The sequence below is a fragment of the Maridesulfovibrio zosterae DSM 11974 genome (genome assembly GCF_000425265.1).
In the GTDB taxonomy this organism is placed as follows: domain Bacteria; phylum Desulfobacterota; class Desulfovibrionia; order Desulfovibrionales; family Desulfovibrionaceae; genus Maridesulfovibrio; species Maridesulfovibrio zosterae.
Genome location: NZ_AUDC01000012.1, coordinates 436,924 through 450,256 on the forward strand (window position 1 = coordinate 436,924; position 13,333 = coordinate 450,256).

Genomic DNA, 13,333 nt, shown 5'->3' on the forward strand with positions numbered 1-13,333 from the left:
TAGATTATACATATGGTAACATGAGCAGAAGCGTGGAGAATTTAGCTATGAAAAAGTTTTTAATATCAATGATCATGGTGATGCTGACGGCCAGCTTTGTATGGGCAGGAAATTATCAGATTGTTGATACGGGACAAAAAGCGTGCTTTGACAATCGTAAACAAATAAAATGTCCAGATAAGGGCGATGACTACTTTGGTCAGGATGCACAATACCAAGGAAACCAACCCAAATATATCGATAACGGAGATGGAACCATCACCGACAAAGTGACTGGACTTATGTGGGTAAAAGCACGTGGACCGCAACTTTCCTGGCAATCAGCCATTGATGGAGCAAAGAAATGCAGGATCGGTGGATATGAAGACTGGAGAGCTCCGACAATCAAAGAGCTATACTCACTCATTGACTTTAATGGCTGGGTGCAAGGTTCAAAATTATCTTCCACCCCATTTATTGATACTAAGTATTTTACCTTCGCATATGGTGACACAAAATCTGGTCGACGCATTATCGACTGCCAGGACTGGTCCTCTACTGTATACGTAAGTAAAACAATGAATGATAACCCAACTGCTTTTGGAGTTAATTTTGCCGATGGACGAATCAAAGGTTACGGGAAAAACTATCGCAGATCACAAGGCAAAAAATATATCCGCTATGTTCGCGGCAATCCAGACTATGGCAAAAACAGTTTTGTTGACCATAAGGATGGAACTATCGAAGACACTGCAACATCCCTAATCTGGCAGAAAAATGATAGCGGCAAGAAACTTAACTGGGAAGAATCTCTGACTTATTGTGAATACCTTACTCTCGGTGGGCGCAATAACTGGAGACTGCCTAATGCAAAAGAACTGCAATCAATCGTAGACTACTCACGCAGCCCGGCAACAACTGGTTCAGCAGCAATTGATCCTGTTTTTTCAGTGACCGACAAAGAATCATACTACTATACCTCCACAACCCATATGGACGGTCCAACTCCATCTCATGCAGCTTATGTAGCTTTTGGACGTGCCATGGGCTACTTCGCTCCGCCACGCAGTAATAATAAAAGATGGATGGATGTCCATGGTGCAGGAGCACAGCGAAGTGATCCTAAGTCAGGAGATCCTGACAGCTTTCCACAGGGTCGTGGACCGCAGGGAGATGATATACGTATCTACAATTATGCACGCTGTGTTTCAGGAGGTAATGTCACACCACATACTCCGTCATACAATAAAATTAAAACATGGCAAGGAGCAATGCCTGGAGGATCAGGAGCGCGTGCAGGCAACAGAAATGAAATGCAAGGTTACCGAATGCACCAAAACCAAAACCGCCCATCATATAATCAGCAGCAAAATACTTTCATAGACCAAAATATGATGCAAAACGGAAGAGGAAAAGGACAAGGACAAGGGAACCTACAAGGCCCGCCTCCGGAAGCTTATACGGCGTGTGAAGGTCTTTCCAGCGGAGAAGACTGCACTGTCGAAACTCCGCGCGGAACACTAAGTGGCATATGCATGAAGCGCGGGGAACATTTTTTTTGCGTGCCAAAAGGACATCGCAGAGGCAACATGGGATTTACAAATCCACAATAAGAAAAGACTGTTTATCTAAAAAAGATGCCGGTAGACAAAAACTCATCTCCGGCACCTTTTCAATTTATTTTGATACTATTTAACTTTGGACACAGGATTCCTGCTTTCACACGGAACCTTGGTCTGACAAAGACCGCAGCTGTTTACCCGAACCCCAAGCTGCTCTTCTTCTACGTGAGCAGAAGTGATATTGCGGATGTAATCCTTACATTTAACCTTATCGTGCCCTGATTCGGTAATTGCTCCCGCTGGACAGCGTTGCATACACCCTCGGCATTTGCCCTTAGCATAAAACAGACACCATTCATTATACTCAGTATATGCGCGAGAAGTAGGATCATATTTTTTATGCACTATTACTGACCCAACACGGATTGCCTTTCCCACAGAAGTAATCAAACCATCGGATAAACCGAACGTACCTAGACCGCTCACATACGCAGCATGCCGCTCAGACCAACGGGAAGCATAACCATATTTATCTGACACTGCTCGACTCCATTGCGGAAGAAGTACCGGTGCGCAAGCATATAATCCAGCATCTGCAAAATATTTAACAACATGCCTACGTAAATTTTCGTTCACCTTTTCACCGTAATAACGGGCCCGACTCCATTCAATACTAGGCATATCCATAGCCCTGCGATGCGATGCACGAGTGTGCTCAGTCTGTGGGAGCACCCATGCAATAACACTCAATTCATCAGCACGTACATCTGCTTCAGGAAATGCAACTTTAAAAGCATCCAAAGGTGTCCAATAGAAATCAGCCCCAATATCAACTTTAAGAAAATCAAATAAAGAATCTGCTGCAGATGAAAAACCAATCAGTGGTGTACCAAAAGCTGGAAGCTCAGATTCAGGCTCGATTGCATTGTTCTTTATATCAGCCATCCATGAGAGAATTTGAGATGTAATTCGGTTCATAGTACCTCGCTGAATATAAATTTTCGTTTTTTAAAATGATAATATTGATCAATTTATCAATAAAAAATTTTAATTTCAATCTACAGAAAGAACCTGACACGGTTAAATTTAAACTAGAATATATGTAGAAAAGAAATCAAAAATGCCCTGCGAACACCAGTTCGCAGGGCCAACATTATAAAAGAAAATTTTTCCAGTGCTAATCACCGAAAAGAATATTTTTTAAAAATAAAATATAAAGTCATATTTCCTTATACAGTAACATTCTCAATAGAATTGGACTTAATTCCCTTCTACATAATCAATAATCGCCTGTGCAGAACGCTTGGAAAGTCTTACTGCTTCAGCAACTGTTTTTGCTCCGGTCACGACATCTCCAGATGCAAAAATACCATCACGGGTGGTACGCCCATCTTCGTCAGTTATTACCAGACCAGTTTTCCCAATCTCAATACCTGACAGATTATTACGCGGAGCCTGACTGGCAGCTATAAAAATGGAATCGGCCTCTATCAATCTATCTGAACCTTCAACTGTTACAAGCTTGGTATTACCGTTAGTATCAGTCTCTTTGGCTGTTCTTATGCAGACAAGTCCCTCATCTGAGATTTCAAGCGGAGACCAGTAGAATTCAAATCTCACTCCATCAAGTCTGGCATATTCATATTCATACTTAGTGGCACTCATATCCTCTTCACCTCTACGGTAAAGGACTGTCACCTCGTCAGCTCCTTTGCGCAAAACTGTACGTGCTACATCCATGGCAACATTTCCAGCTCCGATAACAACTACTTTCTTTCCCAATTCATAGACATCAGGATTCTTTAAATAATTGATAGCATAGTGAACATGTCCGAGAGTCTCACCTTTTAGACGCAACGGTTTTGGATTCCAGACTCCTGTACCAATAAAGATTGCTTTATAATTGTCCCGCAGCAAGTCATCTAAAGTTACAACAGGTCCAATCAGCATATTGGGGCGAATTTTTACCCCCAGTTGTAATAAGACACTGCGTAACCTTTCAAGAATATCTTTGGGTAGACGGAATTCTGGGATACCATATTGCAGTACTCCACCGATCTTCTCCTCGGATTCAAAGATTGTTACGTTATACCCTTTTAATGCGAGAATAAAAGCAACTGTGATACCCGCAGGACCTGAGCCTACTATAGCGATTTTAGATCCGTTACTTTCAGATTCTTCCCTTTCCGGATGAAACTGTGCAAGGTAATAGCGAGAAATATAATTTTCAATATCGCTGACCTGAACAGGAGAACTTTTGCGGCCGAGGATACAATGGCCTTCACAAAAATTTTCATGAGGGCAGATTAGCGAACAAACAACTGAGAGCGGATTATTTTCAAACAGCAAAGCTCCAGCCTGTTGCATTTCCCCATCCAGCAAAAGCTCAATCATTTTATTAATCGGAGTTCCGAGCGGGCAACCTTTGCTGCAAAGCGGTTTTTTACATTGCAGACAGCGTGCAGCTTCTTCAAGAATGTGTCTTCCCATAATGATAATGTGTGGTTGACTTTTTGAACCTTGGCTCAGTTCAAAAGTTGATTTATTTAAAAGAAGATTGGATTAAGAAGTAAGTGGAGATGTGCAAATAACAGGGGTGAACAGTAAGGTCCACCCCTGATTTATCTGATTTGATGAATATATGTTTTACTATTTCAAAGCTTCTAGAACAGCGTCTGCACCAAGTCGTCTGAGCATGCCGCTGGTGCGTTCACGTTTACGACCGTTTTCTTTATAAAACCTGAGAGCCTTACCGACCAGATCCAGAGCTTCTTCTTCGCTTACTTTAGTTCCGATCTGCACGCCAAGTCCGGCATTTTTTGTTGCGGCACCGCCAAAATGAACATCCCAGCCTTTAGGCGTCCCAACAAGTCCGATATCACGAACAAAGCTAAGTCCACAGCTGATTTTACAACCGGAAACACCACTCTTCACTTTAAAAGGATACGGCCCGTTCTGCTTTACCGCAGCAAGAACCTTATCCCCCATGGAGCGACTCTCTTGCACTCCGTACTTACAAATCCCTGCCCCTGTACAGACAGAAACACCGGGAGGAGCCTTCTCAACAGCTGTTCCAATACTTTCAATTACTTCACCAAGCTTATCCTTGGGAATACCCTCAAGATTCATACGCTGTCCTGTAGTGGCACGCAAAGAAGTTAAATTAAACTTAACCATTGTCTCCATAACAGTTTTCATCATTCCGGCAGTAAGCTGTCCCTGATTAAGGCACAGTCGCAAAGCGTAGGTACCGTCCTTGCGCTCTACAGGCATAACCATAATAGGTTCAGCAACAATATTATTCATAAATAACTCCTTCTTAGTTTAAGCAATAAAAAATCGAATACATGAGAGTGTAATGTTAAGCAATTATCAACATCCAAGACAGATTACCGTTCAGCCTTACACTTATAACACAACGAAACCACCGCAAACTCAAATTATAAACATTATACTTAGACATGAGATAAAAATTTGCAATAAATTTACTTTTACTGTTGCTCTTTGCGTAAATTTTGAGTTCACTTAGCAAAAGAAGAATTGATTACTATTTGTATATAATCTCTAAAAAATAAATATGAAAAAACAGTTCCCTATTATTTAAATATATCAGTAAATTAGTAAATATATTTATGGTGTTAAATAAAAATGACCTTACATAATAAACTAAAATTTATTCTACTCTTTTTTATACTAACAGTTTTTATAAGTTATACAGCTTATGCCGAACAAATAATTGTTCCTGTAAATCATTTTCCACCATGGAAAATAATTGATACGAATAACAATATTTCTGGAATCAATATTGCCTTAACAAAACGTTTGCTGGAAAAGGCAAGCGTGACACCTACTTTTGTATCTCGGCCATGGAAAAGATGCCAATTGATGATGGAAAAAGGAACAGCAGATATAATGAATGGCCTCTTGAAAAGTTCTGACCGTGAAAAATATATGATTTTTCTTGATCCACCATACAAAACAAACAGTACAAAAGCTTTCTATACACGCAAAGGAGAATCAACGAAAATACGAACTTACTATGACCTTGCTAACAAAACCATTGGAACTGTTCTTGGATCCAAATATTTTCCAAAATTTGATGCTGACAAGAACTTAAAAAAAGAGATCGTGACCAATACTCATACTAATATTAAGAAGCTCACATTCGGCCGCATTGACACCTTTATTGGAACAACAACAGTGACAGACTACCTTATTGCCCACGACGGTTTGGAAGATAAAATCACGAAATCAGAATACATATACTCCGAGCCAATACCTGTATATTTCGCTGTATCCAAAAAATCTCCTCTGGCTAATCGTATACCGGAACTATCAGCTGCACTTAAAAAAATGGTAGAATCTGGTGAAGTAGATAGAATTATTAATGAATTCACCCACAAGACAAATTAGCTGCCCACGCTTGATTTTTCTTTCCACTTATCATTCTGTTTCAACAATAAGAATGCCACACCACTTTAGCAGATTAATTCTTCATGACTTCAGCCCCACTTTTTTTTACCGGAAACAATTTATTTATCATCAACTAGTTAATCTGACTGTATTTTGCGCGATAGACTGACTTTGATAGATTGCAAAAAGGTTGACTTATGCAAGCCACAGTGAAATTCATTTTTTAAGAGCAGGAGGAGATTATGCGTGTATACTTAGGATTTGATGATACTGATGACAAAGATGCCCCTATCGGAACCGGAAGACTTGTACGGGAATTCGTATATGGCTTAGATAACGATTGCGAAATGATTGGTGTGTTACGCCACCAACTCCCGAAACTAACCACTATTCCTTTTACCTCCAATAACAGTTCGGCATGCGCTATAATAGAAATATCACAAGACACATCTCTCAAACACCTCAGAGATAAAGCTATTGAGCACCTTGCAAAATACAGTGCTCCAGGAAGTGACCCCGGATTATGTATAGCCAAAGAAGAAGATGTAAGCACTGAGATTATCGAATTTGCCAAGCTAGTTACGGGGAAGCAGGTTACCCAAAAATCAGCTATGCATGCAGCCAGATCAGTTGAGCTATTTGGACTTGGCGGCACAAATGATGGAATTATCGGCGCAACAGCAGCAATAGGTTTAACTAAATTCGGCTGGTGCGGACGTTTTATTGAATATGGAAAACTCAGAAGTCTTCCCACTCCATTATATGTTCAAGATCTTAATAGTGCTGGAATTCAAGTTGTTTCTACTAACCGAGATCCCCTTGTTCCCCTTCCCGGTGATCTTGTTCAAAATGCAGTATGGATTCGGCCCTCTCTCTGGGCTGGAGGTCCTGTGCTACAAGTAAAACATATCAACCAGGGAATATGGGAACCGGCTCACGGTAAACGCAAAAAAGGACATAGTATTAATCAAGAACCATCAGTCCGGACTGCTACTGCTCCCTATAACGCTGGATAAACTTGTCCAGCGCATCACGCTGACCTTCCATATGTATGATCCAAGCTTCCAGAATCTCTCGACCTTCCGGGGTGATGGAATAGACTCTCTTAGCAGGACCATCCCCCTGAGCGTCCCACTTTGAATCAACCAAGCCTTCCTCATCCATCTGACGAAGGTGTCTATAGATCATTCCAGGCGGTACATCGCCGCGCAAAAATCCATACTCACCAATAAGTTGAATCAACTGATATCCGTAAGAAGATCCATTCGTTAAGGCCATCAACAGTGATGGCTGCACGTATCTTTGTGGCTTAGCACCACCTATATTTTTAGACATTTCTCAAAGTCCTCCTTGACTATATGTTCTTAAAGGATATATATACAGTATAGACCAATGTCCATAAAGACACAACAAAATCCAAAGGAGGTCATTATGAAAGTTTTTGTAAGAGAACGCGTCAAGGCTGCTGAAGGAGATAAGAAGCCAAGATTTCGCATTGTGGCAATTGATGGAGGAGCACTTACTATTAAAGTAAAAAGAATCCGTAAGTGTGAGCTTGACCAAATTGCAGAGCATACTGGGGCAGAAATCGTATACCTCCCCCGCGACGGACGTGGTAAAGAAGGTAAGCGTGACGAATCCGTCGAAGCGTAAAAGACTATACCCCATTCAAAGCACGTAAAACGGGCTGTGAGGTAAACCTCACAGCCCGTTAACAATATTCTTGAATAATCAACTATTTATATACAATTGTCCCCACATGCTCACCACGTAATGCAGCATGTACTTCTTCAGGATGACGCAGAACATCAATAATTTGAAACTGCTTGAGTGTCTTGGCATTCTTAAGAAATTTTAGAACAGCACGTTCGACAATCAAATCATCGAGATCCATTTCAATTAATTCGTCGACATGAATTTTATCATAAAATTTTAGAGTTTCACGATCTTTAGCCTTCTTAGGATCATCTTCATATAAGCCTTTTTCATCCTTAAGATATAGAACAGACTTTGCACCAATATTTTCCGCCAGCAGAAATGCTCCTGAATCTGTACGGTGCGGAGGTATTGAACCGACTTCTGCCGGATGTTCAAAAAAACCATATGGAGGGATGCCTGTAGTAATCGGAAGATATCCAAGCTGGCAATACATGTTTAGCTGCTCAAGATGATCACCATGACCGATCTTTACTCCACCATGCTTGGCAAGCAGAACAGAAAGCATTTCTGCATTCTGCCATGACACTTTATCACCCAGTTTTGAAAGAACTCCTGTAGGCATACCTAGATCAACACCGATATTATAGACATGACGAGCACGAGTACCACCACCGGTCATAAGCAGGATTTTATGCTCTTCCTTGGCTTTAACAAGCTCATCAAGAATTGGCAGAAGAGCTTTGGCTCCCCTGTCCATGATAGATTGACCACCTATTTTTAAAACATTAACATCCGGCTGCATATGGAAATATTCTTTAGCTTCTGTTGCAAGCAAACAATCTTTGCCAACCAGAGATTCACCCAACAATCTGGTTTCTATGTGTAAACGACCTTTTTCTCCATCTTCTTTAATCAACTTACCCATAATCGTCCCTCCAGGTTATCCGTCTTTTTAAGAAACACCAGCATAATACTAATAGTTTAGTAGTAATTTAAATTTATACTTATTACAAATAACAGAACACAACTATTAATAAAACACATTAATAATACCTTGCTGAATGGAATCTTAACTTTCTAGTAAATTAAATCTGCGCAAAAGGTAACTAAGAACTATTCCTGCACCAAACGCCCATGCCAGATTTGTAAGTAGAGTGATACCAATCATGACTATCATAATAGAGATCTTAGGCAGGCCTAACATGTCACGATAAGTTAAAATCAGTTGCGCACCTGAAAAAATCAGTAAAACACCTAGCACCCCCATGGGAATTAGCTGCAAAATTTTAATAGAATCAGCGCCCAGACCGACTGCAAGCAGCACAAACATACCGCCGATAATCAAGTTGGCTCCATTTGTGCGGGCCCCAAAACGATAATGGGCCGCTAGTCCACCAGCACCATGGCAAACAGGCATACCACCCACTAAAGAAGCAAAAGCATTTGCCATCCCCATACTTATACACAGAGCCCGGTCTGTTACACGGCGCCCTTCATTGCCAAAATACTCAAAACTTAAATTTCTATTGGCAATAACAGCATTCCCGATAGTCATCGGAACCTGCGGCAAAACAAGGGCAAGCAAAGCAAAGGAAAAATCTGTGCCTGTTGGAAAACCGAAAGGAAATATTTGAGGAAAATGCAAACCTAAATCAAGTTCTAAAAGCCCCTGCCACCCACCTAGAAAAAAGCCCAGAACAGCCCCGCTACACACAACAATAAGCCCTGCCGGGAAACGTTTGCTGTTTATTAAAGACAACGTTACTCCGCCAAAAAGCACACCTAACAAAAGACTTAATGGAATTGGTCCTATACTCTGTATAAACAAAAAAGGCTCAACACTTTTTCTGAGAACCTGAAAACTACTGTTACCAAGCACCAGCGAAACACCTTTGAGTACCAGCAATATACCGGTAGAAACCTGAACCCCTCGAATCACAGGCAATGGAATTACTGCAGCGGCCCTGTTTACAACCCCGCTAAGACCTAAAAATAAAAGTACAACCGAAATAATCATGCCGGAAGCAGTAATTATAGCAGGCCCTAGTGCCTGAGCAATGGCATAAGCTGAGATGACTTTCATAGGTTGTACGGCAATAGGAACTCTATAATACATACCACCTAGTAAATAAAAGAGCCCGACGGTTAAGAAAACTCCAGTGGCAGACAAACCGTTTATCATAATCAAAGCAAAAGCCAGAGGCAGCAGTGCCCCTAAATCTCCTACCGATCCTGCCCATTCCATTCTGTTAAAGCTTATACGCACTTGAAAGCTCCCAAAAGTAATCTATTTGACTGCAGAAACAATATTCATAACACCGTACATATTTGAATGTTATGTAGAGCAGTTGATACATAATTATGTGTATCACCAGTAAGTACTCATGATACAAAAAGTTACAATAAAAGCATATTAAAAGATCTATAAAATAGCATACTAATATTAATAGATTTCTCAACACTAAAAAGATATTTATACTGAAAACATTGTGAAATAGTCTTAGAAACAAAAAGATTTCTAATCAATTGCATCTTTAGCTTATTGTCTAGATAATTTACATGGACAAGAACTGCGCATGGAGCCCAGATATGAAAAGAATCAACCGACTAATAAATCACATCATTTCACGCATTAACGTCAACTTAAAACCTATGGGACTTGATATAGAGCAAGTGCTTAAAAGTACTATCAAACCTGATCAGCTGACAAAATATTATGCTTATTATGCCCTATCAATAGATCATCCCCTATATTTCAAATTTCAGGAAAGCAACCTTGGTGGATCGTATTTTCTGGGTAAATGTGATGTAGACCGTTCAATTATCTATTTAAGTGATATCCGTGGTGATGAGCTGAAAACTGAAGGAACTATCGCTAGATATGGCGATGTAGGGACCGAATTATACCAAGATGAAATAATCCAGATAATCAACAGTTTCCTCATTAAGACTCTAGTCCACAACTATTCTCGGAATCCTGAAATTCCAGAATACTTTCGTATTCTGAATACCGTTGCCATGTATTATGCCAATATACACGGTACAACCACTGAAGGAGTTTATCTGGGAGCATTTTCTACAGTAGATTTATCTGTTATGCATAATTGCATTGTCGGTAACTACTCTTATGTCCAGGCAGGAGACCTTTCTACAGTATGTATTGATCCTGGGAGAGTCTGGATTAAAGCAGACTGGAAATACGAATTCAACTACAGATACCCTACTGCAACACTGGAAGAATATGTTTCTTGGGATGAGGAAGGTGAGCTTACCGGACTTTTTGCTGATTTCGTTGGAGAGCGCAGAAGTGATTTTCTCCCAATGTATGACTCACTTGCCTTTGAAAGCCCTGTACCAGTTCCTGAAACTGCTTTTTTAAGCCGATACGCTGTAGTAAAAGGGGATTGCGTAATCAATGATAACTGCCTTGTGGCTCAACGGGCTTATATAGAAGAATCATTTCTTGGGTCCGGTTCAAACGCGCAGGAAAACAGCTTCATAGTTAATTCTGAATGTTCCGCTCTAGTTGTTGTTGCCCATGGAGGGAAAATGGTTCACTCCATAATCGGAGAAAAAGTTTTCATCGGGTTCAACTCCTTCTTGTATGGTACCGCAGATAAAAAAGTCTCAGTAGGTTCAGGGTCTATAATAATGCCGCATACTATAATTCACGCAGATGAACCTATAACTATTCCAGATGATACATTGGTGTGGGGCCACGTTAGAACTCAAAAAGACCTTAAGATCCAGTCTATGAGCTTTAATGATTTTTCTAAAGAAGAGGCAATCAGCCTAGGCAACATGACCTTCAAAGGAAATGGAAAAACATTCATCCATGATTTTCAAAACCGCATTGAACATATTTTAGTAGACAATGGAGCACGCTATGACGGACAGAAGTCAAGCCGTGGGCATGCTCAAAGAACAAAGAGTGTCTCATATAACTTGTTCAGACCATATCTAGCTGGTGAGAAGGAAGGTCTGTTTCCGACAATTATTGTTGAGGACTAATAGATAAAGAATCTCAAACGCAAATCAAGCGTAAATTATAACCCCCGGTAAGCAGAGATGTTTACCGGGGGTTATAATTTACGCTAACAGATTTAACTCATCAGGATAAGCTAATGTTGATAATTACGACTTAAAACTTGAAATAAAATACTTTAAACTTAACACAAACTACCATGGAAGAGGGTCAAGAAGGATAACATCGTCAGCATAATCAAATGCATCAAACTGGTCTGAAAACCACTCAAAAAAATCAAAAAAAGAAAAAATCCTGCGCCCTGCATCGACTTTATCCCAGGCCTTATCCTCACCAATGTCAATATCCTTAGAGACACTCAACATCACATTACGTAAATCTTCAGGGCAGATATAAGCAACTTTCCCAACAACATAGAATCTGATGTTAAAACTATTATACGTAACAATCCTTAAAGACTCGGCACTCATACCAACCTCATTTACAGAGCAAAACATTCAACAAACATATTATAAATATACAACCGATTACATACATCAGAAACAACATACAATACACCCAAAAAAAGAGCACGCTTCAGTTTCGAAGAATGCTCTGAAAAACAAACATATATATCCAATTACTTATAATAATTAATTGATTAAAAATAATTAAAGCTTGCGTTTTATATACTCAGTGAAATCAACTTTCTTAATTTTGTACTCATCGTTAAAGTTCGGTGAAGAAATAAGAAATTCTGCTGAAGATCTATTGCTGGCTGTTGGGATGTTATAGAGAACTGCCAGACGAAGCAAGGCTTTTACGTCAACATCGTGCGGTTGCGGTTGCATGGGGTCCCAAAAAAAAATCAGAACATCAATCTTCCCTTCAGCGATAAGGGCCCCAAGTTGCTGATCACCACCAAGTGGTCCGGATTTCAGTCGGTTTACTGTTTTTAACTTGTGATTGCCGGAAGACTCAGAGGCCATTTTATTAAACAATTTTTCAACAAGCCCGCCAGTAGTACCGGTCGCGACCAGATTATGAGGGGAAAGTGCCTCAAAATTACATGCTACAAAATCAAGCAACTCATTTTTACAATTATCATGGGCCACGACTGCGATACTTTTTGCTGTATGCATCAGGATTTAACCTCTTTCTAAGTTTGATTAGATATACCCAGCAGCTAGCATGGCCAAGAGTGAATGTCACTTGCCTAGTGTAGCAAATGTGTTAAATTTTTAACTCAACATAATCCCCTTATTCAACTTGAAACAGAAAAAAATTATGCTGATGTACTAAATTGCTCCTCCCATTCTTTAATTTTAAATCCGATAAGTACAAAATCATCAGCGACAAGCAAAGGTCGCTTAATAAGCATTCCGTCTGTTGAAATAAGATCGAACACTTCTCTGTCAGATAAACTTCCGATTGTTTCCTTCAAGCCTAATTCCCTATATTTTTTACCATTGGTATTCACAAATTTTTTTTTATCAACGCCCGCAATCTTTTGCCACATAAGAAGTTCCACTGCAGTAGGAGTTTCCTTCATCATATGGCGAACAACAAAATCAACACCCCTCACTTCAAGCCAGGCCTTGGCTTTTCGTGAAGTACTACAACTTGGATAATGAACCAAAATTAACGACATATTATCTCCATATTATAAGATCATTATGATCCTGTACCTCGCCAACCATCAATACCGCAATAAATTATATCAAAAACTTAAAGTTTAACATTGAGTAATCAGTTT

14 protein-coding genes are annotated in these 13,333 nt (G+C 40.0%); 5 read left to right on the forward strand and 9 right to left on the reverse strand.

Annotation, left to right across the window (positions count from 1 at the left end):
* Nucleotides 1-47 precede the first annotated feature (47 nt).
* Complete coding sequence (locus tag H589_RS19475; protein WP_035075532.1) at nt 48-1,592, forward strand: Lcl C-terminal domain-containing protein; 1,545 nt, start codon at nt 48-50, stop codon at nt 1,590-1,592.
* A gap of 75 nt (nt 1,593-1,667) precedes the next feature.
* Here the strand turns inward: H589_RS19475 and H589_RS0108880 are convergent, their stop codons facing one another.
* The 3 genes from H589_RS0108880 to H589_RS0108890 form a co-directional block, all read right to left on the reverse strand.
* Nucleotides 1,668-2,519, reverse strand: coding sequence for a hypothetical protein (locus H589_RS0108880; protein WP_027721696.1), 852 nt, complete (start codon nt 2,517-2,519; stop codon nt 1,668-1,670).
* Between the two features lie 282 nt (nt 2,520-2,801).
* Nucleotides 2,802-4,031, reverse strand: coding sequence for an NAD(P)-dependent oxidoreductase (locus H589_RS0108885; RefSeq protein ID WP_027721697.1), 1,230 nt, complete (start codon nt 4,029-4,031; stop codon nt 2,802-2,804).
* A gap of 159 nt (nt 4,032-4,190) precedes the next feature.
* Entirely contained in the window at nt 4,191-4,847 is a 657-nt protein-coding gene (locus tag H589_RS0108890) for a nitrite/sulfite reductase domain-containing protein (RefSeq protein WP_027721698.1), read from the reverse strand.
* A 342-nt stretch (nt 4,848-5,189) separates the two neighbouring features.
* Between H589_RS0108890 and H589_RS19480 the strand changes: the two genes are divergently transcribed.
* Together H589_RS19480 and H589_RS19485 are read left to right on the forward strand one after the other, a co-directional pair.
* A complete protein-coding gene (locus tag H589_RS19480) occupies nt 5,190-5,954 on the forward strand; it encodes a substrate-binding periplasmic protein (protein ID WP_035075533.1) in 765 nt (254 codons plus the stop codon).
* 242 nt (nt 5,955-6,196) lie between these two features.
* Complete coding sequence (locus H589_RS19485; protein ID WP_035075542.1) at nt 6,197-6,970, forward strand: hypothetical protein; 774 nt, start codon at nt 6,197-6,199, stop codon at nt 6,968-6,970.
* Here H589_RS19485 and H589_RS0108905 read toward each other — a convergent pair.
* Nucleotides 6,945-7,289, reverse strand: coding sequence for a helix-turn-helix transcriptional regulator (locus H589_RS0108905; RefSeq protein WP_027721699.1), 345 nt, complete (start codon nt 7,287-7,289; stop codon nt 6,945-6,947). The genes H589_RS19485 and H589_RS0108905 overlap by 26 nt on opposite strands.
* Before the next feature lie 96 nt (nt 7,290-7,385).
* On the opposite strand from H589_RS0108905, the gene H589_RS0108910 reads away from it, so the two are divergent.
* Complete coding sequence (locus H589_RS0108910; protein ID WP_027721700.1) at nt 7,386-7,607, forward strand: hypothetical protein; 222 nt, start codon at nt 7,386-7,388, stop codon at nt 7,605-7,607.
* Between the two features lie 82 nt (nt 7,608-7,689).
* Here H589_RS0108910 and H589_RS0108915 read toward each other — a convergent pair whose 3' ends face one another.
* Both H589_RS0108915 and H589_RS0108920 read right to left on the reverse strand, forming a co-directional pair.
* Nucleotides 7,690-8,538 (reverse strand): amino acid kinase family protein, encoded by an 849-nt coding sequence (locus H589_RS0108915; protein WP_027721701.1) that lies wholly within the window; start codon nt 8,536-8,538, stop codon nt 7,690-7,692.
* A gap of 144 nt (nt 8,539-8,682) precedes the next feature.
* A complete protein-coding gene (locus H589_RS0108920; protein WP_027721702.1) occupies nt 8,683-9,879 on the reverse strand; it encodes a putative sulfate/molybdate transporter in 1,197 nt (398 codons plus the stop codon).
* A 323-nt stretch (nt 9,880-10,202) separates the two neighbouring features.
* Here H589_RS0108920 and H589_RS0108925 point away from each other — a divergent pair, with 323 nt between their 5' ends.
* Entirely contained in the window at nt 10,203-11,624 is a 1,422-nt protein-coding gene (locus H589_RS0108925; RefSeq protein WP_027721703.1) for a transferase, read from the forward strand.
* A 168-nt stretch (nt 11,625-11,792) separates the two neighbouring features.
* Here H589_RS0108925 and H589_RS0108930 read toward each other — a convergent pair whose 3' ends face one another.
* The 3 genes from H589_RS0108930 to H589_RS0108940 all read right to left on the reverse strand — a co-directional run bounded on the left by H589_RS0108930 (nt 11,793) and on the right by H589_RS0108940 (nt 13,228).
* Entirely contained in the window at nt 11,793-12,068 is a 276-nt protein-coding gene (locus H589_RS0108930) for a hypothetical protein (protein WP_027721704.1), read from the reverse strand.
* Between the two features lie 180 nt (nt 12,069-12,248).
* Entirely contained in the window at nt 12,249-12,719 is a 471-nt protein-coding gene (locus H589_RS0108935; RefSeq protein WP_027721705.1) for a methylglyoxal synthase, read from the reverse strand.
* A 143-nt stretch (nt 12,720-12,862) separates the two neighbouring features.
* Nucleotides 12,863-13,228: a Spx/MgsR family RNA polymerase-binding regulatory protein gene (locus H589_RS0108940; protein ID WP_027721706.1), complete on the reverse strand. Its 366-nt coding sequence runs from the start codon at nt 13,226-13,228 to the stop codon at nt 12,863-12,865.
* Between the last annotated feature and the right edge of the window lie 105 nt (nt 13,229-13,333).

Coding starts and splice junctions, on each gene's coding strand:
- H589_RS19475 (WP_035075532.1), top strand. CDS start 48: ATGAAAAAGTTTTTAATATCAATGATCATGGTGATGCTGACGGCCAGC.
- H589_RS0108880 (WP_027721696.1), bottom strand. CDS start 2,519: ATGAACCGAATTACATCTCAAATTCTCTCATGGATGGCTGATATAAAG.
- H589_RS0108885 (WP_027721697.1), bottom strand. CDS start 4,031: ATGGGAAGACACATTCTTGAAGAAGCTGCACGCTGTCTGCAATGTAAA.
- H589_RS0108890 (WP_027721698.1), bottom strand. CDS start 4,847: ATGAATAATATTGTTGCTGAACCTATTATGGTTATGCCTGTAGAGCGC.
- H589_RS19480 (WP_035075533.1), top strand. CDS start 5,190: ATGACCTTACATAATAAACTAAAATTTATTCTACTCTTTTTTATACTA.
- H589_RS19485 (WP_035075542.1), top strand. CDS start 6,197: ATGCGTGTATACTTAGGATTTGATGATACTGATGACAAAGATGCCCCT.
- H589_RS0108905 (WP_027721699.1), bottom strand. CDS start 7,289: ATGTCTAAAAATATAGGTGGTGCTAAGCCACAAAGATACGTGCAGCCA.
- H589_RS0108910 (WP_027721700.1), top strand. CDS start 7,386: ATGAAAGTTTTTGTAAGAGAACGCGTCAAGGCTGCTGAAGGAGATAAG.
- H589_RS0108915 (WP_027721701.1), bottom strand. CDS start 8,538: ATGGGTAAGTTGATTAAAGAAGATGGAGAAAAAGGTCGTTTACACATA.
- H589_RS0108925 (WP_027721703.1), top strand. CDS start 10,203: ATGAAAAGAATCAACCGACTAATAAATCACATCATTTCACGCATTAAC.
- H589_RS0108930 (WP_027721704.1), bottom strand. CDS start 12,068: ATGAGTGCCGAGTCTTTAAGGATTGTTACGTATAATAGTTTTAACATC.
- H589_RS0108935 (WP_027721705.1), bottom strand. CDS start 12,719: ATGCATACAGCAAAAAGTATCGCAGTCGTGGCCCATGATAATTGTAAA.
- H589_RS0108940 (WP_027721706.1), bottom strand. CDS start 13,228: ATGTCGTTAATTTTGGTTCATTATCCAAGTTGTAGTACTTCACGAAAA.